The 21402-nt window shown below is 71.9% G+C and carries 19 protein-coding genes and 1 pseudogene; 5 read left to right on the forward strand and 15 right to left on the reverse strand.

What is annotated here, in order from left to right:
* Window positions 1–87: 87 nt before the first annotated feature.
* From OG917_RS06260 to OG917_RS06275, 4 genes and pseudogenes are all read right to left on the reverse strand, one after another.
* Window positions 88–336, reverse strand: a pseudogene (locus OG917_RS06260) (hypothetical protein); the annotation flags it as partial.
* A gap of 102 nt (window positions 337–438) precedes the next feature.
* Window positions 439–1869 (reverse strand): rifampin monooxygenase, encoded by a 1431-nt coding sequence (rox, locus tag OG917_RS06265; protein ID WP_328316529.1) that lies wholly within the window; start codon window positions 1867–1869, stop codon window positions 439–441.
* Between the two features lie 377 nt (window positions 1870–2246).
* Window positions 2247–4631 carry an excinuclease ABC subunit UvrA gene (locus OG917_RS06270; protein WP_328316530.1) on the reverse strand — a complete coding sequence of 795 codons (2385 nt, stop codon included), beginning with the start codon at window positions 4629–4631 and terminating at the stop codon, window positions 2247–2249.
* A gap of 103 nt (window positions 4632–4734) precedes the next feature.
* Entirely contained in the window at window positions 4735–5091 is a 357-nt protein-coding gene (locus OG917_RS06275; RefSeq protein WP_328316531.1) for a VOC family protein, read from the reverse strand.
* 257 nt (window positions 5092–5348) lie between these two features.
* On the opposite strand from OG917_RS06275, the gene OG917_RS06280 reads away from it, so the two are divergent.
* Both OG917_RS06280 and OG917_RS06285 read left to right on the forward strand, forming a co-directional pair.
* Window positions 5349–5855, forward strand: coding sequence for an SRPBCC family protein (locus OG917_RS06280; protein ID WP_328316532.1), 507 nt, complete (start codon window positions 5349–5351; stop codon window positions 5853–5855).
* 98 nt (window positions 5856–5953) lie between these two features.
* Window positions 5954–6427: an SRPBCC family protein gene (locus OG917_RS06285; protein ID WP_328316533.1), complete on the forward strand. Its 474-nt coding sequence runs from the start codon at window positions 5954–5956 to the stop codon at window positions 6425–6427.
* Between the two features lie 111 nt (window positions 6428–6538).
* Here the strand turns inward: OG917_RS06285 and OG917_RS06290 are convergent, their stop codons facing one another.
* Window positions 6539–7114, reverse strand: coding sequence for a histidine phosphatase family protein (locus tag OG917_RS06290; RefSeq protein WP_328316534.1), 576 nt, complete (start codon window positions 7112–7114; stop codon window positions 6539–6541).
* 60 nt (window positions 7115–7174) lie between these two features.
* Window positions 7175–8611 carry an aminotransferase-like domain-containing protein gene (locus tag OG917_RS06295; RefSeq protein WP_328316536.1) on the reverse strand — a complete coding sequence of 479 codons (1437 nt, stop codon included), beginning with the start codon at window positions 8609–8611 and terminating at the stop codon, window positions 7175–7177.
* Between OG917_RS06295 and OG917_RS06300 the strand changes: the two genes are divergently transcribed.
* Window positions 8610–9548 carry a DMT family transporter gene (locus tag OG917_RS06300; RefSeq protein ID WP_328316537.1) on the forward strand — a complete coding sequence of 313 codons (939 nt, stop codon included), beginning with the start codon at window positions 8610–8612 and terminating at the stop codon, window positions 9546–9548. The genes OG917_RS06295 and OG917_RS06300 overlap by 2 nt on opposite strands.
* A gap of 142 nt (window positions 9549–9690) precedes the next feature.
* Window positions 9691–10551: a 3-hydroxybutyryl-CoA dehydrogenase gene (locus tag OG917_RS06305; RefSeq protein ID WP_328316538.1), complete on the forward strand. Its 861-nt coding sequence runs from the start codon at window positions 9691–9693 to the stop codon at window positions 10549–10551.
* A 108-nt stretch (window positions 10552–10659) separates the two neighbouring features.
* On the opposite strand, the gene OG917_RS06310 is transcribed toward OG917_RS06305, so the two are convergent.
* The 9 genes from OG917_RS06310 to infC all read right to left on the reverse strand — a co-directional run bounded on the left by OG917_RS06310 (window position 10660) and on the right by infC (window position 20592).
* Window positions 10660–11208 (reverse strand): NUDIX domain-containing protein, encoded by a 549-nt coding sequence (locus OG917_RS06310; RefSeq protein WP_328316539.1) that lies wholly within the window; start codon window positions 11206–11208, stop codon window positions 10660–10662.
* Window positions 11209–11259: 51 nt separating this feature from the next.
* Window positions 11260–12594 (reverse strand): transcriptional regulator, encoded by a 1335-nt coding sequence (locus OG917_RS06315; RefSeq protein ID WP_328316540.1) that lies wholly within the window; start codon window positions 12592–12594, stop codon window positions 11260–11262.
* 427 nt (window positions 12595–13021) lie between these two features.
* Entirely contained in the window at window positions 13022–15547 is a 2526-nt protein-coding gene (gene pheT / locus OG917_RS06320) for a phenylalanine--tRNA ligase subunit beta (protein ID WP_328316541.1), read from the reverse strand.
* Window positions 15547–16674 carry a phenylalanine--tRNA ligase subunit alpha gene (pheS, locus tag OG917_RS06325; protein ID WP_328316542.1) on the reverse strand — a complete coding sequence of 376 codons (1128 nt, stop codon included), beginning with the start codon at window positions 16672–16674 and terminating at the stop codon, window positions 15547–15549. The genes pheT and pheS overlap by 1 nt, the downstream gene beginning before the upstream one ends.
* Window positions 16675–16848: 174 nt before the next feature.
* Complete coding sequence (locus tag OG917_RS06330; protein ID WP_328316543.1) at window positions 16849–17982, reverse strand: sensor histidine kinase; 1134 nt, start codon at window positions 17980–17982, stop codon at window positions 16849–16851.
* Between the two features lie 54 nt (window positions 17983–18036).
* Window positions 18037–18894: a TrmH family RNA methyltransferase gene (locus tag OG917_RS06335; RefSeq protein WP_328316544.1), complete on the reverse strand. Its 858-nt coding sequence runs from the start codon at window positions 18892–18894 to the stop codon at window positions 18037–18039.
* Between the two features lie 197 nt (window positions 18895–19091).
* Window positions 19092–19478 (reverse strand): 50S ribosomal protein L20, encoded by a 387-nt coding sequence (gene rplT, locus OG917_RS06340; protein ID WP_266858771.1) that lies wholly within the window; start codon window positions 19476–19478, stop codon window positions 19092–19094.
* A gap of 105 nt (window positions 19479–19583) precedes the next feature.
* Window positions 19584–19778: a 50S ribosomal protein L35 gene (gene rpmI, locus OG917_RS06345; protein WP_164266672.1), complete on the reverse strand. Its 195-nt coding sequence runs from the start codon at window positions 19776–19778 to the stop codon at window positions 19584–19586.
* Window positions 19779–19899: 121 nt separating this feature from the next.
* On the reverse strand, window positions 19900–20592 hold the full coding sequence (gene infC / locus OG917_RS06350; RefSeq protein WP_328316545.1) for a translation initiation factor IF-3: 693 nt from the start codon (window positions 20590–20592) through the stop codon (window positions 19900–19902).
* Between the two features lie 362 nt (window positions 20593–20954).
* Between infC and OG917_RS06355 the strand changes: the two genes are divergently transcribed.
* On the forward strand, window positions 20955–21329 hold the full coding sequence (locus tag OG917_RS06355; RefSeq protein WP_328316546.1) for a DUF1844 domain-containing protein: 375 nt from the start codon (window positions 20955–20957) through the stop codon (window positions 21327–21329).
* Window positions 21330–21402: the final 73 nt, after the last annotated feature.

Raw genomic sequence — 21402 nt, forward strand, 5'->3', positions numbered from 1 at the left:
CGCGCACCCCGTCCTCCCCGAAGGCTCCGGCCCGCGGCTTACCCAGGCCACCACCGGCCAGGGCGCCGGCCCGCCCAACCAGCCGGGTCAGAACGTATCTCCACGTGTCTCCGCCGACGGGTCCGCCGGCCCTCCAGGAGGAAGAACCAGGCCCGGAGGCTTTGCCGCCTCGACGTTGGCGACCATCCTGCGCAGCACCTTGAGCGCGGCTGCGTACTCTTCGTCGCTGATGCCCTCGTGGACCACACCGCGCAGCTCGGTCACCAGCTCGCGCAGCTTCACCCTGGCAGCCTCCCCGGCGCCGGTGAGGTGCAGGCGGTGCCCGGCACCGTTCCGGCTGAAGCGCTCGGGCACGGCGGACGCCGGGCGGACGGTACGCCTCCGGGCCGCGCCCGGCCTCGCCCGGGGCGCTGCCGCCCCACCCGCCCGCGTGCGCGCTCAGGCGGCGCCGGCGCCGAACCAGTGGGACAGGCGGGCGGCCAGATCCCGCTGGTCCTCCCCCACCCACACCACGTGGCCGTCCGGCCGCAGCAGCACAGCCGGGACGTCCAGCTCCTCGCTGCCGCCGACGACGTGGTCGACCCGGTCGGCCCAGCCGGCCACCGTGAGCCCACCGGTACGGTCCAGCAGCAGGCCCCGGCCTCGGTGCGTCAGCTCGTAGAGGCGCCCCTGCGGCAGCTTCATGTCGCGCAGCCGGCGGCCGAGCAGCGGGTGGCCGTCGGCGCCGACGTCGTAGCGGATCCCGATCGCCGTGCTCTTCTCGATCAGGTACCGGTTGACCTCGTCGAACTCCATCAGTTCCGACAGCAGCCGGCGCACCGCCCGGGGGCCCGGCCCGGAGGAGAGCAGTTCGCTGTGCGCGCGGGTGTGGTCCAGCACTCCGGCCGCCACCGGGTGCCGCTCCGAGTGGTAGCTGTCCAGCAGCCCACCGGGGGCCCAGCCGTTGACCTCGGCAGCCAGTTTCCATCCGAGGTTGAACGCGTCCTGGATGCCGAGGTTCAAGCCCTGTCCGCCCAGCGGTGGGTGGATGTGCGCCGCGTCGCCGGCCAGCAGCACCCGGCCGGCCCGGTAGCGCTCGGCCTGCCGCGTGGCGTCGCCGAAGCGGGTCAGGAAGCGCGGTGAGTGCACACCGAAGTCGGTCCCGGCGAACGTGCGGATCCGCTCCTTGAACTCCTCCAGGGTCGGCGGGACCGCACGCCCGCCGGTCACCTCATCGGCACGGATGACGAAGCGGTACACCCCGTCCTCGTGGGGCGCGGGGCCGAACCGCAGGTGTGTCGTGCGGAGCCCGGCCGCCGCCTCGTCCAGCGCCCGCGGCGCGACGGCCACCGCCATCTCGCCCAGCAGCCACTCGGTCCCGGCGGGCTCGCCGGGGAAGGCGACGCCGAGCAGCTTGCGCACCGTGCTGCGGCCTCCGTCGCAGCCGACGAGGTAGCGCGAGCGCAGCCGCGTGCCGTCGGCCAGTGCGGCGGTCACACCCTCCTCGTCCTGGCTCAGCCCGACCAGCTCGCAGCCGCGGCGGACCTCGGCGCCCAGCTCGGTGGCGCGCTCGGCCAGCAGGCGGTCGGTGATGGTCTGGGGGATGCCGAAGACGTATGCGTGCGCGGTGTCCAGCGGGTCCGGCGCCGGCTTGCTGATCCCGGCGAAGGACGTACCGAGGGGGTACTGCCGGCCGTGTGCGAGGAAGCGGTCCAGCAGACCGCGCTGGTCCAGCGCCTCCACGCTGCGCACATGCAGACCGAGCCCGCGTACCTGCCTGGTCGGCTCCGTCTCCCGCTCCAGCACGAGCACGCGCACACCCTGCAGCCGCAGCTCGGCGGCCAGCATGAAACCGGTCGGCCCGCCGCCGACCACGATCACATCAGTCATTCGGAACGCACCTTCACCGAGAGGGGATTCGGGCCGGCCGTGCCGCGGGTCGGGCCTGCGGTGCGGGGCTTCTCGCACAACCGTGCACGGACAAAGGCATGCACATATCGCGACTCTGTCATTTGCGCAGGTTCCGGCCGTGGCCGGTCATTCTGCTCCACGACCGGGGTCTTGCCGCAAGCCCCCCAGTGCGCTATATGTTGAGAGTGGCAGGGAGTGGCTTTTCTCCTTGCCTTCTTTCTTGTCGCGGGCACGTGGACAGCGGGTCGTGGACAGCGGGCACGTGGACAGCGAACGGCAGAGCCGGGCGCCGGAGCCCGAAGACTCCCGCGCCCGGCTCTCCTGCCCCAGCCGGCCTGTGCGGTCCCCCGTCGCCGTCAGGCGCCCACGTAGGACGCGAGGTGCTCAGCGGTGAGGGTGGAACGGGCCGCCACCAAGTCGGCGGGGGTGCCTTCGAAGACGATCCGGCCGCCATCGTGCCCCGCGCCGGGGCCGAGGTCGATGATCCAGTCGGCGTGCGCCATCACCGCCTGGTGGTGCTCCACCACGATGACCGACTTGCCGGAGTCCACGAGCCGGTCCAGCAGGGCGAGCAACTGCTCGACGTCGGCGAGGTGCAGGCCCGCGGTCGGCTCGTCGAGTACGTAGACGCCCCCCTTCCCGGCCATGTGCGTGGCCAGCTTCAGCCGCTGACGCTCGCCACCGGAGAGCGTGGTGAGCGGCTGGCCGAGGCTGAGATAGCCGAGCCCGACGTCGGCGAGGCGGGTGAGGACCGCGTGCGCCGCCGGAGTACGCGCCTCGCCCGCGCCGAAGAACTTCTCCGCCTCGGCCACCGGCATCGCCAGCACTTCGCTGATGTCCCGGCCGCCGAGGTGGTACTCCAGGACCGAGGCCTGGTACCGCTTCCCGTCGCACTCCTCGCAGACCGTGGCGACACCGGCCATCATCGCCAGGTCGGTGTAGATGACGCCGGCACCCTTGCAGTGGGGGCAGGCACCCTCGGAGTTGGCGCTGAACAGCGCCGGTTTGACCCCGTTGGCCTTCGCGAACGCCTTGCGGACCGGGTCGAGCAGCCCGGTGTACGTCGCGGGGTTGCTCCGCCGTGAGCCCCGGATCGCGTCCTGGCCGATCGCCACCACGCCCTCGTCGGCGTGGATCGACCCGTGCACGAGTGAGCTCTTGCCGGAGCCCGCGACGCCGGTGACCACGGCGAGGACCCCGAGCGGGATGTCGACGTCGACGTCCCGCAGGTTGTGTGCGGTCGCGCCGCGGATCTCCAGCTTGCCGGTGGGGGTCCGCACGTCCTTCTTCAGGGCGGACCGGTCCTCGAAATGGCGCCCGGTGAGGGTGGCACCGTCCCGCAGCCCCTCGACGGTCCCCTCGAAGCAGACGGTGCCGCCCTCCGTACCGGCGCCGGGGCCGAGGTCCACGACATGGTCGGCGATGGCGATCGTCTCCGGCTTGTGCTCCACGACGAGCACCGTGTTGCCGTTGTCCCGCAGCCTGAGCAGCAGGTCGTTCATCCGCTGGATGTCGTGGGGGTGCAGGCCGATGGTCGGCTCGTCGAAGACATAGGTGACGTCGGTGAGCGGGGAGCCGAGGTGGCGGATCAGTTTGACGCGCTGTGCCTCGCCGCCCGAGAGCGTGCCGGATGGCCGGTCGAGCGAGAGGTAGCCCAGGCCGATCTCGACGAACGAGTCGAGGGTCTGCGCCAGTTTCGCGAGGAGCGGGGCCACTGACGGGTCGTCGACGGAGCGTACCCAGCCGGCGAGGTCACTGATCTGCATCGCACACGCGTCGGCAATGCTGGTCCCGTCGATCCGCGAGGACCGGGCCGCTTCGGTCAGCCGGGTGCCGTCGCACTCGGGACAGACGGTGAAGGTGACCGCCCGGTCGACGAACGCCCGGATGTGCGGCTGCATCGCCTCCCGGTCCTTGGCGAGCATGGATTTCCTGATCCGCGGGATCAACCCCTCGTAGGTCATGTTGATGCCCGCGATCTTCATCCTGGTCGGCTCGCGGTGCAGGAAGTCCTGCAGTTCCCTCTTGGTGTACTTCCGGACCGGCTTCTCCGGGTCGTAGAAACCCGACTCGCTGTACAGCCGGTAGTTCCAGCCGCCCGCCGTGTAGCCGGGGACGGTGATCGCGCCGTCCGCGAGCGACTTGGTGTCGTCGAAGAGCTGCGTGAGGTCGAGGTCGGTGACGGAGCCGCGGCCTTCGCAGCGCGGACACATGCCGCCGGTGATACTGAAGCTGCGCCGCTCCTTCACGGCCCTGCCGCCGCGTTCGACCGTGACCGCGCCCGCCCCGCTGATCGAGGCGACGTTGAAGGAGAACGCCTTGGGCGAGCCGATGTGCGGACGGCCGAGCCTGCTGAAGAGGATGCGCAGCATCGCGTTGGCGTCGGTGGCGGTGCCGACGGTGGAGCGTGGGTCGCTGCCGATCCGCTGCTGGTCGACGATGATCGCGGTCGTAAGGCCCTCGATCACGTCGGCCTCGGGCCTCGCCAGGGCCGGCATGAAGCCCTGGACGAAGGCGCTGTAGGTCTCGTTGATCAGCCGCTGCGACTCCGCGGCGATCGTGCCGAAGACCAGCGAGCTCTTGCCCGAACCGGAGACGCCGGTGAACACGGTCAGACGTCGCTTCGGGATCTCGACACTGACGTCCTTGAGGTTGTTCACCCGCACACCGTGCACGCGGATCAGACCATGGCTGTCGGCGATGTGCGGTGCAGGCGTCTGTGCGCCCGTCCTCCTGGCCATGCTTGTTGTCTCCCTCTGTCGGGCGGGGCCGCCGTGGCGTTCCACGCCGGTGTCGCGCGGCCCGGACTCCGCGCCGTCTCCGTCGTACGGGTGAGGGCCGCCCTCACTTGTCCTGGAGCAGGCCCAGGACATTGCCGTCGGGGTCGGTGAACGTGGCCACCAGACGCCCCCCGCCGACGTCGTGCGCGGGCTCCTTCACCTTCGCACCCGCGGCGGTCACCTCGGCCAGCTTCGCCTCGATGTCCGGCACGTGCCAGTAGGTCACCGGCCCGCTCATGCCCTGCTCCGCACCGCCCGGCACCAGCCCGATGTGCTGGTCCCCGGCCTCGAAGCCGACGTAGTAGGACTCGTCGGCCCGGGGCGGTACGCCGAGCAGCGCGGTGTAGACCGCCTTGGCCGCCGCCAGGTCGGATACGGGGTGCAGCACGGTCTTGATTCCCTGGGTGGGAGAGCTGGTCATGGTTGCTCCTGAGGTCGTGGGGCCCTGCGGCCCGGTCTGCGCGGCCGGTGCGTACGGGCCGGTGCGCGGGCCCGGCAGCGGGCCGGCAGGGGGTGAGTCACCGTGCGGCGCGATCGCGCTGCCCGGTGATGTCCATGTCCGTCACGCTAGTGCGGCCCGCCGGGGCGCGCTTCTCGATTCCTGACCGGTGTGGGCGGCCGGTACTGACACCGTTGCTACCGGCCGGTAGGGTCGGGGGCCCCAAGAACGGAGACCCCATGCCCCGCACCTTCTCAGTGTCCGGCAGCATCACCGTCGACGCCGCACCATCGGCGGTGTACGAGCAGGTCAGCAACCCGGCCCTGATGGGGCGCTGGAGTCCGGAGAACCTGGGGGCCACGCTCCGCGAGACGGACAGGGCCGCTTTCGTCGGCATGGTCTTCGACGGGCACAACAAGCGGGGCGCCTTCCGGTGGACGACCCGCTGCACGGTGACCGCGGCCGATCCCGGCGAGCGGTTCGCGTTCCGGGTGCACGCCATCGGCATCAGGCGGCCCAGGCTGCGCGGGCCCATCGCCACCTGGGAGTACCGCTTCACAGAGACCGGCGAAGGCACGGAGGTCACCGAGACCTGGACGGACGACCGGCGCGGCTGGCCGGACTTCGCAGCCAACGCCTTCGACCGGATCGCGACCCGCGGGCACGTGTTCGCGGTGTTCCAGCGGAAGAACATCGGGGCCACCCTGCGCAATCTGAAGGCGGCCGTGGAAGCGCCCGCGGCGTGACGCCGGCCGGCCGGCGGCGTCGCCCGCGCCCGGCGGGTGCGTGTGATCGGATGGGGAGGGACTTCCCTGATGCCCAGCCGTGGAGTGAGGCGTACGGAATGCCCCAGGAACCCTTCCGCATCCCGGATCTGACGTCCCGGCCCTTCCGGCTGACGACGACACGCACCATGGGGGCCGCGCCCGGCGTCCTCTACCTGGCCTGGACCGAACACATCGACCAGTGGTTCGCCGCACCCGGTTCGGTGCGGATGACGCCCGAACCGGCCGCGCCCTTCTTCTTCGAGACCGAGTACGCACCCGAGCCGGGCGGCCCGGTGACCCGGCACCCGCACTACGGCCGGTTCCTGCGGCTGGAGCGGGACCGGCTGGTCGAGCTCACCTGGGTCACGGGAGCCGGTGGCACCGGAGGGGCGGAGACCGTCCTCACCGTCGGACTCGCACCGGAGGGCGACGGCACCGTCCTGACCCTCACGCACGCCGGTTTCGCGGACGAGGAGTCCCGCGACCGCACCGCCGGCGCGTGGCCCCTGGTCCTCGATCAGCTCGACCTGCGCACCGCACCGGCCGGCTGAGGCCGCAGCACGGCGCCTGGCCCCTGAGGCCACAGCACGGGGCCGGCCGGCTGAGACCACGGCGCGGGGGAGGACGGTCCGCTGTGCGGCCGGGCGGGCCAGCGCCCTCGCTCAGCCTGCGACCGACTCCATCCGCAGGCTCCAGCGCCCCGGCCGACCGGTCAGCGTCACCGTCGAGAGCGGTCGCACATCGACGTTCCAGTACGTCGAAGGCGGCGCCTTGAGCGCGTAGACGAGGGCGGCCCGTACGACGGAGGGTTCGGCGACCGCGACGATCGACCCGTCGCACGGGGGCCTGGTCTCCAGCCAGCCCCCTATCCGCGAGATGAAGCCCAGCAGGGACTCACCGCCGTGCGGGGCAGAGCGTGGATCGGAGAGCCACACGTCGACCGCGGCCGGCTCGCACGCGGCCACCTCCGCCAGGGTGAGCCCGCGCCACCGGCCCATGTCGCAGTCGCTCAGGGCGGGTTGGAGCAGCGGCGCGAAGCCGAGCGCGTCGCCGGTGGCACGGCTGCGGAGCGTGGGTGAGCAGTAACGCAGTTCAGCGGCGGCCAGCGGGACGAGGAAGCCCGCCGAGAGCTGCACCTCGTGCCAGCCGGTCCGGTCGAGGGGCCGGTCGTCGTCGAAACGCTCGGCGAGCCGGGAGGAACTGCGCGCGGCGGCGACCAGCGTGACGCGAACGCTCATGGCCGCGATCGTGCGACTGAAAGCCCGGCGGGTCAAGAGGTGGCGGCGAACCGCGCCGCCTCAGCCGAGCGCTTCGTCGCACGCCGCCCGCAACCGCCGTACCCCTTCGGCGATCTCGCCCTCTCCCGCGACTCCGGCGAAACTCAGCCGGAGATGCTGGGCGGCCGGTTCGGCGGAGAAGTAGGGGCGGCCCGGCGCGACCGCGACACCCGCGCGCAGGGCGGCCGGGACCAGCGCCGCCTCGTCCGAGCCTTCGGGCAGCCGCACCCACAGGTGATAGCCGCCGCTGGGGATGTACGGGAGTTCCAGTTCGGGGAGGCTTCCGCGGAGTGCGCCGGTGAGCGCTTCCCTGCGGCGGCGCAGCTGTCCGGAGACGGATCGCAGGTGACGGTTCCACGCGGGCGATCCGACGAGCTCGACCGTGGCCTCCTGGAGCGGCCGCGGCACGAAGAAGCTGTCCACGACCTGGATCGAGCGCAGCCGTTCGGACACGGGGCCGCGGGCGGCCAGCGCCCCCACCCGGAGGCTGGGCGAGGTCGCCTTGGTGAGCGAGCAGACATGGACGACCACCCCGTCGTGGTCGTCGGTGGCCAGCGGTCCCGGCAGGGGCCCCGCGTCCTCGTGGACGAGCCTGCGGGCGAAGTCGTCCTCGACGACGAAGGCGCCCGCCTCACGGGCGATGCGCAGGACCTCCGGGCGGCGCGCGATGCTGAGCACCGCACCGGTCGGGTTCTGGAAGAGCGGCTGGCAGACGAAGACCCGGGACCCGGTGGCGCGGAAGGCGTCGGCGAGCAGCTCGGGTCGTACGCCGTCGGCATCCACCGGCACCGGCACCGGACGCAGCCCTGCCGCCCGGGCGACGGCCAGCATGCCGGGGTAGGTGGGGGACTCGACGAGTACGGAGGCGCCGGGCGGTGCGAGCGCGCGCAGCGCCGTACTCAGGGCGCTCTGGCCGCCGGCGGTGACCAGCACGTCGGCAGCCGTCAGCGGCCCGCCGATCCCCCGCGCGAACCACTCGCGCAGCTCCGGGATCCCGTCGACCGGGGGCCTCCCCCAGGCGCCCGGGCGCCGGCCCGCCCTGGCGAGCGCGGCAGCCATGGCCTGTTCCGGCTGGAGCGAGGCGTGCAGATAGCCGCCGTTGAACTCGATGACGCCCGGCGAGGGCGCGGCCAGCGTGACCAGCACCCCGGACGCGTCCACGGCACGCGGGGCCGCGTCCGTCGCCCCGTCGGCGCTGAGCGCGATCTCCTGCCAGGAGGTGTCGCCGGGCGCGGGGGTGTCCTTGCGGGGCCCGGACCGGAAGACCCCGGCGCCCGGGCGGGTCACGACGAGCCCCTCCGCGGCGAGCTGGGCGAGGGCGCGGGAGACCGTCACCGGGCTGACCCGGTAGGTCTCGACCATGGTCCGGCTCGACGGGAGCTTTCCATCCAGGGGATAGCGGTCGAGCTCCGCTTTCAGTGATTTCACCAGATCGGCCACGCTGCTACGCTGGTACATGACAGCACAGGATAGCGCTACCGTACGTTCATCGATAGCAGTCGGCAGTGCAGGCGGCCATGAAGGAACCGGCCGGGCCGCCCGCAACGGCACCCTGCTCGCCGCGCTCGGGGTCGTCGCCTTCTCCCTCACCTTTCCCGCGACCGCCTGGGGCCTGGAGGGCTTCGGACCCTGGTCGCTCGTCTCCGTACGCTGCGTACTCGCGGCCCTGCCGGCAGGCGCCGCCCTGCTCGCCCTGCGCGCCCCCCTCCCGGAGCGGCGGCACTGGGCCGGTCTCGCCGTGGTGGCCGCCGGGGTGGTCCTCGGCTTCCCCCTGCTGACCACGCTCGCGCTGCAGACGTCCACGACCTCGCACGCCGCCGTGGTGGTGGGCCTGCTGCCGCTCACCACTGCGGCCTTCTCCGCCCTGCGGACCGGAAGCCGGCCGTCGCGCGCCTTCTGGGCCGCCGCCCTGGCGGGGGCGGCCGTGGTGATCGCGTTCACCGTGGAGCAGTCCGGGGGCGCGTTGTCGCCGGGTGACATGTATCTCTTCGCGGCGCTGCTGGTCTGCGCCGCGGGCTACACCGAGGGCGGCCGGCTGGCCCGCGAGATGCCCGGCTGGCGGGTGATCGGCTGGGCGCTGATCCTCTGCCTGCCACTGGCCGTCCCGGCGAGCGCCGTGGCGCTCGCCCTCGAACCCGTACATCTCACCGGCCACAGCATCGCCGGAGTGCTCTGGGTGGCGGTCGGTTCACAGTTCCTCGGGCTGGTGGTCTGGTACCGGGGGATGGCGGAGATCGGCGTGGCCAGGGCGAGCCAGCTGCAGCTCGCACAGCCGCTGCTGACCCTGGTCTGGTCGGTCCTCCTGCTGGGCGAGCACCTCACGGTGGCCGCTCCCGTCGCCGCTGTCGCGGTCCTCGTATGCATCGCGGTCACTCAGCGCTCAAGGACGGTATAGCCGGACAAGTCCGGATTTGTTCAGTGAGCGGTTGTTAACCCGGCGCCCCGCTCACCGCCAGGTCGGAGGTAACGTCTGGGGGCCGGGCGGGCGCCGGAACCATACGGGGTACTCGCCCGCGACGATCTGCGAAAGGCTGGATGTGACCGACATCGAACGCGTCGGAGTGGTGGGCTGTGGCCAGATGGGCGCGGGGATCGCAGAGGTCTGCGCCCGCAGCGGCCTTGAGGTGATGGTCGCCGAGACCACTGGCGAGGCTCTGGAAATCGGCCGCACCCGGCTCCACAACTCTCTCTCGAAGGCCGCCGAGCGCGGCAAGATCACCGAGGAGGAGCGGGACGCGACGCTCGGCCGGCTGAGCTTCACGACCGACCTCGGGGAGTTCGCCGACCGCGACCTCGTCATCGAGGCCGTCGTGGAGAACGAGCAGGTCAAGACCGAGATCTTCCAGGTGCTCGACCAGGTGGTGACCCGGCAGGACGCGATCCTGGCCTCCAACACCTCCTCGATCCCGCTGGTGAAGCTGGCCGTCGCGACCTCCCGGCCCGACCAGGTCATGGGCATCCACTTCTTCAACCCCGCCCCCGTGCAGCAGCTCGTCGAGCTGATCCCGGCGCTGACCACGTCCGAGGAGACCGTCAAGCGCTCCGAGACGCTGGTGCAGGACATACTCGGCAAGCACGCGATCCGGGCCCAGGACCGCTCCGGCTTCGTGGTCAACGCCCTGCTCATCCCGTATCTGCTCTCCGCGATCCGGATGTTCGAGTCCGGCATCGCGAGCCGTGAGGACATCGACAACGGCATGGAGATGGGCTGCGCCCACCCGATGGGGCCGCTGAAGCTCGCCGACCTGATCGGTCTCGACACGGTCGCCTCCGTCGCGGACTCGATGTACGCCGAGTTCAAGGAGCCGCTGTACGCCGCTCCCCCGCTGCTCCAGCGCATGGTCGACGCCGGCCGGCTGGGCCGCAAGACCGGCTCGGGCTTCTACCCGTACGACTGATCCGGCGGGTGTGCGGGGCGCGCGCCGTGCCCCGCACCCGTGCCGCGCCCTCCAGGGGAGCCGCACGCGGGCTCCCCTGGAGGGGACGTCCGGGTCGCGTGCCGTTCGCTACTCCGCGGAGACGGTCCGGCCGAGCCGCAGATGGTGCAGCATCAGCAGCCCTGCCGCCATGTTGGCCGCCGGGACCTCGCCGCGCGCGATCATGCCGGGCGCCAGCTCCAGCGGTACCCATTCGCGGCGGGCGGACTCGAACGCGTCCTGCGGATCGCCGGTCCGGGTGCCCTGCTCCGACCAGTACAGATGGTGCCGTGCGTCGGAGAGGCCGTTGGACGGCTCGACCGTGAGCAGGTGGCGCAGCGGTCCCGGCCGCCAGCCCGTCTCCTCCTCCATCTCGCGTGCCGCGGCCGCCTCGGTCGTCTCACCGTCCTCGACCACCCCCGCGGCCAGCTCCCAGCCCCAGCTGTCCGTGATGAACCGGTGGCGCCAGAGCAGCAGCACCTCGTTCGCCTCGTTGACGACGGTCGCCGCCGCGACGGCCCGCTGGCGGATCACATAGTGGTCGAGCCGGGTTCCGTCCGGGAGCGCGACATCCGCCAGATTGACCCGGAACCAGCGATTTTTGTACACATTCTTTTCGGTTAAGTTCGTCCACTGCACAGTTCTGCCACCTTCCGACAAGTCGATGGCCTTATGGCAGCAGGAGCACGCTCACAAGGGAACGCGCAGCGCCCCCTCGATCAGCGCGGCGGCCTCGCCGGCGCCGCCGGATCCGGTCTCCCGGAGGTCGTCGCGCACATCACGCAGCCGGTCACGGAGCCGCCGTGACTCCATCCCCCGCGCCTGGAGGGCCATTTCGACGGCGGTGGCCACGCCCCGGTCGGCGTCCCCCTGACGCAGTTCGATCCGGGCGAGCATCGCCAGCCGGTGGACCCTCCCCCGGTCGTGCGCCGGTGCCGCGGCCGCTGCGACCGCCTGGGCCCGGGCAGCCGGCAGATCGCCCAGTCTGAGCAGCGCCTCCGCGACCTGCACATTGACGAGTCCGGGCTGGACATACCCCGTCTCGTCCGGTTCGGCTCCCGGTCTGATCCGCCCGGCCGCCGCCTCCGCACGGCCGATACAGGCCAGCGCGCTGCCCGCGTCGCCGAGATAGGCGTACGCCTTGGCCTGCATGGCGTGCAGATCGCTGCCCAGCGCCGGGGTGAGCTCACCGCCGGCCGCGCGCAGCGCCGCCTCGGCGAAGGCGACGGCCTGCCGGTACTCCCGCATGAAGAGCGCCTGGTTGACGAGGAGCGCGACGACATACGCGCCGAGGGCACGGTCGCCGCTCGCCTTGGCGAGCCGCAGCGCCTGGTGGAAGTAGCGCTGGCCCAGGCCCTGTTCATCGGAGTCGTAGGCGCAGATCCCCGCGATGGCAGCCAGTCCGCCGGTGGCGCGCAGCAGTTCCCGCCCGGTGGCGTCGCTGTAGGTGCCGCGCAGCAGCGGCGCCGTACCGGAGTTGAGGAAGCCGACGATCCGGGCGCGGGTCGCGACACCGCCCGCCTTCCGGTACATCTGCTCGTAGTGCGTCCGGGCCGCCCGGAGCATGTCGGTGTCGGCCCGGCCGACCCGGCAGCTGCCGCTGCGTGAGACGTCGGCGTCCTCGGGCGGGTTCTCCCACTCCCAGACCGGCAGTACGGCCGGGCTCCCGGTCAGCGGGGCGGCGCCCTGCAGCCGGGCGCGCTGCTGTGCGTCCGAGCGCCACAGCGCTGCCGCACGCTCCACGAATCCGCTGAGCGGAGTGGCGTGCGCAGGCGTGTCCGGCGCCCCGAGGCCGATGTCGTCGAGCGTGACCGTACGGCGCAGCCGGGCACCCAGCACTTCGCAGAGCACGTCCGGCACCTGGCCGCGCGGCCGCTGGCCCTTCAGCCAGCGGGCCACGGCGGTGTGTTCGTACCGCAGCGCCAGACCGCGGGCCGTGCCCGCCCGGTTGACCCGGACCGCGAGGCCGGCGTGGGACATCCCGGCCTCGTCGAGCATGGCGTCCAGCTGGGTGTTGGGCGGCATGGGCCCCTCCCGGTGGCCGGGGACCCGACAGACCCCGGCGATCGTGCGTGCGGGACAGCGTAGTGGAGCGCCGTTCACACGGGGTGCGAACGGAACACCCGGACCGGGGCGCCCGGGTCCCTTCCCCCCGGGAGGGCCGGAGCGCTTGACTGAACTGCCTCCCAGGAGGCGGCCGGGCCGTCGGCTCCCCCTCGTACAGTGCGGCGGCCCGCTCCCGGCGCCACCCGCCCTGCCGGAACTGCCCGGCGCTCCGCGACAGGACGGGTGGCGCACACCCGGGTCACCCGGCCGCCGCAGTGGGCCTTCAGCCGGCTCCGGAACAGCGGAACGCCGGGCCGTGGACCGGGCGGGTACCACCGGAACGGGTGAGGGGCGTGTCCGGAGATCCGGACACGCCCCTCGGCTGTTCCCCTGCGCGGTACGGCGGCTACGCGCCGCGCAGCACCGCCCCGGTGCGCTCCGCGGCGAGTGCGACGGCGGCGTCCCGCGCGGCCGTCGCCTCGTCCACGGTCAGCGTGCGGTCGGCCGCGCGGAAGCGCAGCGCGTACGCCAGGGACTTCCGTCCCTCACCGATCTGCTCACCGGTGAAGACATCGAACAGCCGCAGCGATTCGAGGAGTTCACCCGCGCCCTCACGCAGCGCCGCCTCGACGTCCACGGCGGGGACACCGGCGGGCACGATCAGGGCGACGTCCTGGGTCGCCACCGGGAAGGAGGAGATCCGGGGCGCGACCAGCGTGGTGGCGGCCTGCTCCAGCACATCGAGCTCCAGCTCCATGGCGCAACTGCGCTCGGGGAGGTGGAACGACTTGACGACGCGCGGATGCAGCTCGCCCGCGTGCCCGGCGAGGACTTCCGCGCCGTCCACGGTGACGTACAGCGCGGCGCAGCGGCCGGGGTGCCACGGCTCGTACCGGTCACCGCGGACGATCAGCTCCACACCGGCCTCGCGGGCGACGGTACGGGCCGCTTCGACGGCGTCGGCCCAGTCGGCCGGGCGGCCCTGGCCCCACCAGCCGGCCTGTTCGCGCGCACCGGCGAGGACGGCCGCGACCCGGCGCGGCTGACGCGGCAGGGCGGCGGTGATGCCGGCGATCTCCTCGTCGGTGGGCCTGCGGTCGACGGGCAGCCGCTCGGGCACGTGCTCCGCACCGGTCGGCCGGAAGACCAGACCGGTCTCGAAGAGCGCCAGGTCGTGCGAGCCGCGCCCGGTGTTGCGCCGCAGCGCGCCGAGCAGACCCGGCAGCAGCGTGGTGCGCAGCGCGGGCTCCTCGTCGGAGAGCGGGTTGACCAGCCTGACCGTGGCACGGCGCGGGTCGTCGGCGGCCAGCCCGAGCCGGTCGAACGCGGAGTCGCCGGTGAACGGGTAGTTCAGCGCCTCGACGAAGCCGGCGCCGGCCAGCGCGCGGCCGACCCTGCGGTGCAGCCGCTGCCGCTCGGTGAGCCCGCGGCCCGCAGGGGGCCTCGGGAGGGTCGACGGGAGGTTCTCGTACCCCTCCAGGCGGATGACCTCTTCGGCCAGGTCGTTCGGGTAGGCGAGGTCGGGACGCCAGGACGGCACGGTCACGACGAGCTCGTCCTGACCGTAGACGTCACAGCCGACTTGCTGGAGGCGGCGTACGACGGTCTCCCGCCCGTACGCGACACCGGCCACCTTGTCCGGGTGGTCGGCGGGCATCTGCAGGGTGCGCGGCGCCGACGGTGCGACGATCTCGGTGACCCCGGCCTCGGCGGTGCCGCCCGCGAGCAGCACCAGGAGGTCGACGGTCCGCTGGGCGGCGGCCGAAGCGGCCTCCGGGTCGACACCCCGCTCGAAGCGCTTGGACGCCTCGGACGGCAGCTTGTGGCGACGGGCGGTGCGGGAGATCGAGAGCGCGTCGAAGTGCGCGGCCTCGATGATCACGTCGGTGGTGCCGCGGAGCAGGCCGGTCTCCGGGTCTGCTGTGGTGTCGGCGATCTCGGTGTTGGCTCCGCCCATCACGCCGGCCAGGCCGATGGGACCGCGGTCGTCGGTGATGACCAGGTCGCCGGCGTCGAGTACCCGGGCCACGCCGTCGAGCGTGGTGAACTTCTCGCCGGGCGTGGCCCTGCGTACGCCGATGGGGCCTTCGATCCGGGTGCGGTCGTAGGCGTGCAGCGGCTGGCCGAGCTCCAGCATCACGTAGTTGGTGATGTCGACGGCGAGCGAGACCGGGCGCATGCCGGCCTTCTGGAGGCGGCGCTGGAGCCAGATCGGAGTGCGGGCCTCGACGTCGAGGCCGGTGACCGTACGGGCGGTGAAGCGGTCACAGCCCCGCGGGTCGGCGATTCTGACCGGGTAGCCGAGCGCGTTGGGCGGTGCCACGTCGAGCAGCGCGGGGTCGCTCAGCGGCAGGCCGTAGGCGGTGGCGGTCTCCCGTGCGACGCCGCGGATCGACAGGGCGTAACCGCGGTCGGGGGTGACCGCGATGTCGAGCACCTCGTCGACCAGTTCGAGCAGCGCGATGGCGTCGGTGCCCGGCTCGTTCCCGGGGGGCAGCACGATGATCCCGTGCGATCCGTCGTCGCCCATGCCCAGCTCGTCGCCGGAGCAGATCATGCCGTGCGAGGTCTTGCCGTACGTCTTGCGCGCGGCGATGGCGAAGTCGCCCGGCAGGACGGCGCCGGGCAGGACCACGACGACCTTGTCGCCGACGGCGAAGTTCCGGGCGCCGCAGACGATCTCCTGCGGCTCACCGGTGCCGTTGGCGGCGCCCACGTCGACGGTGCAGAAGCGGATGGGCTTCTTGAAGCCCTCCAGCTCCTCGATGGTCAGTACCTCTCCGACGACCAGCGGCCCCTTGAGGCCCGCGCCGGTCTGCTCGACCGTCTCGACCTCCAGGCCGACGCCGACCAGCTTGGCCTGCACGTCACGGCCGGTCTCGGTGGCGGGGAGATCGACGTACTCCCGCAGCCAGGAAAGCGGGACCCGCATCAGATCTCCATCCCGAACGGCCGGGTGAACCGGATGTCACCCTCGACCATGTCTCGCATGTCTTCGACGTTGTGGCGGAACATCAGCATCCGTTCGATGCCGAACCCGAAGGCGAATCCGCTGTACTTCTGAGGGTCCACACCGCAGGCGGTGAGCACCTTGGGGTTGACCATCCCGCAGCCGCCCAGCTCGATCCAGCCCTCGCTGGAGCAGGTACGGCAGGGGCGGTCGGGGTTGCCCACCGAAGCGCCGCGGCAGACGTAGCACTGCATGTCCATCTCGGCGGACGGCTCGGTGAACGGGAAGTAGTTCGGCCGCAGCCGGGTCGTCATGTCCTGGCCGAAGAGCGCCTGCACCATGTGGTCCAGGGTGCCCTTGAGATCGGCCATGGTGAGGCCCTCGTCCACAGCGAGCAGCTCGATCTGGTGGAAGACCGGGGTGTGCGTGGCGTCCAGCTCGTCGGTGCGGTAGACCCGCCCCGGGCAGACGACGTAGACGGGCGGCTCACGGTCGAGCAGCGTGCGGGCCTGCACGGGCGAGGTGTGCGTCCGCAGTACGACACCGGACTCGTCGCCGTCCGTGCCCTCGGGCCCCTGGACGAAGAAGGTGTCCTGCATCTGCCGGGCCGGGTGGTCGGGCGTGAAATTCAGGGCGTCGAAGTTGAACCACTCCGCCTCGACCTCGGGGCCCTCGGCGATCTCGTAGCCCATGGCCACGAAGATGTCCGAGACCCGCTCCATGAAGGTGGTCAGCGGGTGGCGGGCGCCGGCGGGGGTGCGGTCGTGGGGCAGCGTGACGTCCACTGCCTCCTCGACCAGGACCCGCTCGTCCCGCTCCGTCTCCAGCTCCGCCTGGCGGGCCGCGAGCGCCTTGTTCACGGCGCCGCGGGCCATGCCCACCCGCTTGCCCGCGTCGGCCTTGGCCTGCGGCGGCAGCGCGCCGATCTCGCGGTTGGCCAGCGCCAGCGGCGAGGTGCCGCCGGTGTGGGCCGTCTTCGCGTGCGCGAGGGCGTCGAGATCGCCCGCCGCGGCGAAGGCGGCCAGCGCCTCGCTCCGCATCCGCTCGATCTCATCCGGTTTCAGTGCCTCGACCTCAACAGGGTCGTACGACTTGTTCGGTGCCGACATCTCTTCCCGTACTTCCGATTTCTGGCTGAGGCGACCTGCTCGCCGACAGCGACGTCAAGGACGCAAACGTGCCAAAGGTCGATTCTAGAGGTCGCGTGGGGTCGGAGGGGCCCGCAGGTCCTCCGGCCCACCCGCCGCCCGCCGCCACCCTCGCACGGCGCTGCGTGATATCCCCTATTTGAGGTAGGCCGGGGTACCCACGGGCAGGATAAATCGGAACTCGGCGCCGCCGCCCGCTCCGCGGCCGACGGTGATCGTTCCGCCGTGCGCCTCGACGATGCCCTTCACGATGTACAGGCCGAGCCCGGTGCCGCCGCGCTTGCTGCCCCGCCAGAAGCGGGTGAAGACGCGGCTCATCGATTCCTCCGGGATGCCGGGGCCCTCGTCGGTCACCGTGACGCCCGTCCCCTTCTCGTCGTCCTTCGCGGCGGCGGCCGCGACCTCGATGGTGACGGTTCCCTCACCGTGGCGCACCGCATTTTCCAGCAGGTTGCCGAGGATCTGGTCGATCTTGTCCGGGTCGGCCCAGAGATCGGGCAGCGGCTGCTGGATCCGGACCAGGAAACGGCCGGGGTCCTGGCCTGAGGCGATGTGGGCCTGGACGTGCCGGTCGACGGCGGCGCCGATGTCGACGGGCTGGCGGCGCAGTTCCAGGCGGCCTGAGTCGATCCGCGAGATGTCGAGGAGTTCGGCGATGAGCCGGGTGACCCGGTTGGCATCGGCGTCGACGGTCTCCAGCATGAGCCGCTTCTGTGCGTCGGTGAAGCGCTCCCATTTCGCGAGCAGGGTCGCCGTGAACCCTTTGACCGAGGTCAGCGGCGAGCGCAGCTCGTGTGCCACGGTGGCTATCAGCTCGGCGTGGCTGCGCTCGGTGCGACGGCGCGCCTCCGTGCCCCGGAGCGAGACGACCAGCCGCCGCACGGGCCCGGTGGGGTACTCCCGTATGTACCGCGCGGAGACCAGCACCTCGCGGCCGCCCGGCAGCAGCAGATTGCGCTCGGGCTGGCCGTAGCGGATCGCGAGCCCGCCGTACGGATCGGTCAGGGTCCACCAGCGGCGGCCCTTGAGGTCCTCCAGCGGCAGCGCCTGCTCCAGCGGGTGGCCGAGCGCGGCGGCCCGCGGCACGGTCGTGATGCGTACGGCTGCGGCGTTGAAGCAGATGATCCGGCCGTGCTCGTCGGCGACGACCAGTCCGTCGGGGAGGTCATCGGGGTCGACACCGGGGCCGCCCGGGCCGCCGGATCCGCCGGCTCCGTTCAGCAGCGATCCGTGCCCGTCCGATGACGCTCTGCCCGATGAGACAGCCATCCCCGTATCCCACCTCTCCGAATAGCGCAGTGGGCCCCCGAACTCGTCACCCTACTAGCTGGAGGTCACGGAGCGGCACCCTCCGGAAGCGCGCTGCGCACGGGCGGAGGCGTAGAGGCAGACGGCGGCGGCCGTGGCGAGGTTGAGGCTCTCGGCCCTGCCGTGGATGGGGACGCGGACCACGGCGTCGGCGAGGGCCCGGGTCTCCTCGGGGAGCCCCCAGGCCTCGTTGCCGAACACCCACGCGCTCGGGCCGCCCATGGTCCCGGCGTCGAGCTCGGTGTCGAGGTCGTGGTCGCCCGCGCCGTCCGCGGCGAGAATCCGCACCCCGGCGGCCTTCAGCCCGGCGACGGCCCGCTCGACCGGCACGCCGACCGCGACCGGCAGATGGAAGTGCGAACCGACCGACGCGCGTACGGACTTGGGGTTGTACAGGTCGACGGAGGCGTCGGTGAGGACGACGGCGTCGGCGCCCGCCGCGTCGGCGCAGCGCAGCACCGTTCCCGCGTTGCCGGGGTCACGGACGTGCGCGAGCACGGCCACCAGCCGGGGCCGCGCCGCGAGGATCTCGTCGAAGGGCGAGTCCAGGAACCGGCAGACGCCGACGATCCCCTGCGGGGTGATGGTCTGGGAGAGCTCGGCGAGCACGTCGTCACCGGCCAGGTGGATCCGCGCCCCGGCTTCCCGCGCCGCCGCCACGACCGTCCCGTACCGCTCGGCGGCCTCCACGGTGGCGAACAGCTCCACGAGCGTCGGCTCGCCGCCGACCCGGTGCAGGACCGCCTCGCGCACGGCCTGGGGGCCCTCGGCGATGAACCGGCGTTCCTTGGTACGGAAGTTGCGCCGGGCGAGCCGCCTGGCGGCGGCGACACGCGGGGAACGCGGGGAGATCAGCTCGGCGGGGGTGCCCATGGTCGGCGTTTCACCTTACTCACGTACGGGACTGCGGCACGTCCGGGCCGCTCGGCGCAGGGCGCCGCAGGCCGGTCCACGGATCGGCCTGCGGGGGGGCATCCGGAACACCACCGGTCTGCGGAACACAGCGGACCCGCAGGCGGCTTCCGCCTGCGGGTCCTGCCGGTCGGACTCCGGCTGAAGTGCGTGCCTGATCAGGCAGCGGTCTTCGGCGCGTTGACGTCGCTCGGGAGCGCCTTCTGCGCGACCTCGACCAGCGCGGCGAACGCGTTGGTGTCGTTCACGGCCAGCTCGGCGAGGATCTTGCGGTCCACCTCGATGTTGGCGGCCTTCAGACCCTGGATGAGGCGGTTGTACGTCATGCCGTTCTCGCGGGCAGCGGCGTTGATGCGCTGGATCCACAGCTGACGGAAGTCGCCCTTGCGCTTCTTGCGGTCGTTGTAGTTGTAGACCAGGGAGTGGGTGACCTGCTCCTTGGCCTTGCGGTACAGGCGCGAACGCTGACCGCGGTAGCCCTTGGCCGCTTCGAGAATTGCCCGGCGCTTCTTGTGGGCGTTGACTGCCCGCTTGACGCGTGCCACTAGTTGACTCCTTGTAGCGGGGCCGTGGGTGAACTCACACGGCCCGGAAACGAATTGGTCCCGGTCCCGATATCGCGCCCCCGGTGGTCACCGGGGGCCGCGACATCACTTGCCGAGAAGCTTCTTGATCTTCTTGGCGTCGGCCGGGGCCACCACGACGGTGCCGGTCAGCGAACGCGTCTTCTTGGACGACTTGTGCTCAAGCAGGTGACGCTTGCCGGCGCGCTCACGGAGCACCTTGCCGGAGCCGGTGATCTTGAAGCGCTTGCTGGAGCCGCTGTGCGTCTTGTTCTTCGGCATCGCGCCGTACTCTCCTCGTCAGTGGCGCTCCCCCGGTGCGGGACCGGAGACCGGGAGCGTCAGATCATTGGTATGTGTTCCGGGCGGAACCCCGGGGCCGCCTGGCTGGTGGCCCGTCCGGTCACGCGTCGGAGGTGGTCTCGGCCGGTGCTTCGGCCTCTGCCTCTGCCTCGGCCGGAGCCTCGGCGACCTCGTCCGCGGAGCCTTCGCCCGCGGGTCCCTGGCGCTCCGCCTTGCGGGCGGCCTGGGCCTCGCGCGCCTCGGCCATGGCCTCGGTCTTCTTCTTGTGCGGGCCAAGCACCATGATCATGTTTCGGCCGTCCTGCTTCGGGTTCGACTCGATGAACCCGAGGTCCTCGACGTCCGAAGCGAGACGCTGCAGCAGCCGGAACCCCAGTTCGGGGCGGGACTGCTCGCGACCGCGGAACATGATCGTGATCTTGACCTTGTCGCCCTGCTTGAGGAAGCGCACGACGTGACCCTTTTTGGTGTCGTAGTCGTGCGGGTCGATCTTCGGCCGGAGCTTCATCTCCTTGATGACCGTGTGCGCCTGGTTCTTGCGCGCCTCACGGGCCTTCATGGCCGACTCGTACTTGAACTTCCCGTAATCCATGAGCTTGCACACGGGCGGACGGGCGGTCGCCGCGACCTCGACCAGGTCGAGGTCGTACTCCTGTGCCAGTTCCAGGGCCTTCGCGAGCGGGACAATGCCCACCTGCTCGCCGCTGGGTCCGACAAGTCGCACCTCGGGAACGCGAATCCGGTCGTTGATGCGGGGCTCGGCGCTGATGGATCCTCCTCGGTAGCACCACACGGCTCTCTGGCAGACAGCCGCGTAACGTCTGTTTAGACAGACCAACCGCACCTGGAACATGAAAAACGCCCCGGACGGGACACAGGCGGGAGCTCCTCACATACCGGAGCACCGCCGCGTCGACCGCGGGGCGCACATCGGGTGGCTTCCATCGTCCGTACGGAACGATGGGCGCCGCCTGACCGGTGACCCGCCGTCCCGGAGGACGGTCAGGTGGGAGATCGGAGCCTCCACTTGTGGGCCGGGCACATAGGTGTCCGGCCGGTCGTTACACAAGGTTAGCACCCTGGACGCCGGGCTGCGAACCGGTGTGCACCGGCCTCCGCGCGGGGCCGCGGGGAGCACCGCATATCGTGTGCGTCATGAGCGACGCGACCCCCTCCCCCACCCCCGAAGACGCAGCCCCCGGCTTCGACTCCATGACCCGTGACATCGCGGACGTCCCCGCGGTCGAGGTGATCACGACGGTCGCAGTGCACCTGATGAGTTCGGCCGCGGTCAACCTGGGCCTGGCCGAGGACGGCGAGAAGCACAAGGACCTGGACGAGGCAAGGAAGCTGATCCAGGCGCTGGCCGGGCTGATCACGGCGAGCGCCACCGAGATCAGCTCCTTCCACGCGGCTCCGCTGCGCGACGGCCTGAAGTCCCTGCAGCTGGCGTTCCGCGAGGCGTCCGTCGTGCCCGACGAGCCGGGCGACGGGCCCGGCGAGAAGTACACCGGGCCGGTCTACGGCTGAGTCAGGGACGGATCGCGGCTGTGCCCGGTCCCGCCGCCCGAAGGGGGCGGCGGGACCGGGCACAGCCATGACG

The sequence above is a fragment of the Streptomyces sp. NBC_00388 genome, from assembly GCF_036061255.1.
Taxonomy (GTDB): domain Bacteria; phylum Actinomycetota; class Actinomycetes; order Streptomycetales; family Streptomycetaceae; genus Streptomyces.

What these genes read in the sequence shown, in the direction of transcription:
- rox (WP_328316529.1), bottom strand. Translation starts at nt 1,869, where the DNA reads ATGACTGATGTGATCGTGGTCGGCGGCGGGCCGACCGGTTTCATGCTG.
- OG917_RS06270 (WP_328316530.1), bottom strand. Translation starts at nt 4,631, where the DNA reads ATGGCCAGGAGGACGGGCGCACAGACGCCTGCACCGCACATCGCCGAC.
- OG917_RS06275 (WP_328316531.1), bottom strand. Translation starts at nt 5,091, where the DNA reads ATGACCAGCTCTCCCACCCAGGGAATCAAGACCGTGCTGCACCCCGTA.
- OG917_RS06280 (WP_328316532.1), top strand. Translation starts at nt 5,349, where the DNA reads ATGCCCCGCACCTTCTCAGTGTCCGGCAGCATCACCGTCGACGCCGCA.
- OG917_RS06285 (WP_328316533.1), top strand. Translation starts at nt 5,954, where the DNA reads ATGCCCCAGGAACCCTTCCGCATCCCGGATCTGACGTCCCGGCCCTTC.
- OG917_RS06290 (WP_328316534.1), bottom strand. Translation starts at nt 7,114, where the DNA reads ATGAGCGTTCGCGTCACGCTGGTCGCCGCCGCGCGCAGTTCCTCCCGG.
- OG917_RS06300 (WP_328316537.1), top strand. Translation starts at nt 8,610, where the DNA reads ATGACAGCACAGGATAGCGCTACCGTACGTTCATCGATAGCAGTCGGC.
- OG917_RS06295 (WP_328316536.1), bottom strand. Translation starts at nt 8,611, where the DNA reads ATGTACCAGCGTAGCAGCGTGGCCGATCTGGTGAAATCACTGAAAGCG.
- OG917_RS06315 (WP_328316540.1), bottom strand. Translation starts at nt 12,594, where the DNA reads ATGCCGCCCAACACCCAGCTGGACGCCATGCTCGACGAGGCCGGGATG.
- pheT (WP_328316541.1), bottom strand. Translation starts at nt 15,547, where the DNA reads ATGCGGGTCCCGCTTTCCTGGCTGCGGGAGTACGTCGATCTCCCCGCC.
- pheS (WP_328316542.1), bottom strand. Translation starts at nt 16,674, where the DNA reads ATGTCGGCACCGAACAAGTCGTACGACCCTGTTGAGGTCGAGGCACTG.
- OG917_RS06330 (WP_328316543.1), bottom strand. Translation starts at nt 17,982, where the DNA reads ATGGCTGTCTCATCGGGCAGAGCGTCATCGGACGGGCACGGATCGCTG.
- OG917_RS06335 (WP_328316544.1), bottom strand. Translation starts at nt 18,894, where the DNA reads ATGGGCACCCCCGCCGAGCTGATCTCCCCGCGTTCCCCGCGTGTCGCC.
- rpmI (WP_164266672.1), bottom strand. Translation starts at nt 19,778, where the DNA reads ATGCCGAAGAACAAGACGCACAGCGGCTCCAGCAAGCGCTTCAAGATC.
- OG917_RS06355 (WP_328316546.1), top strand. Translation starts at nt 20,955, where the DNA reads ATGAGCGACGCGACCCCCTCCCCCACCCCCGAAGACGCAGCCCCCGGC.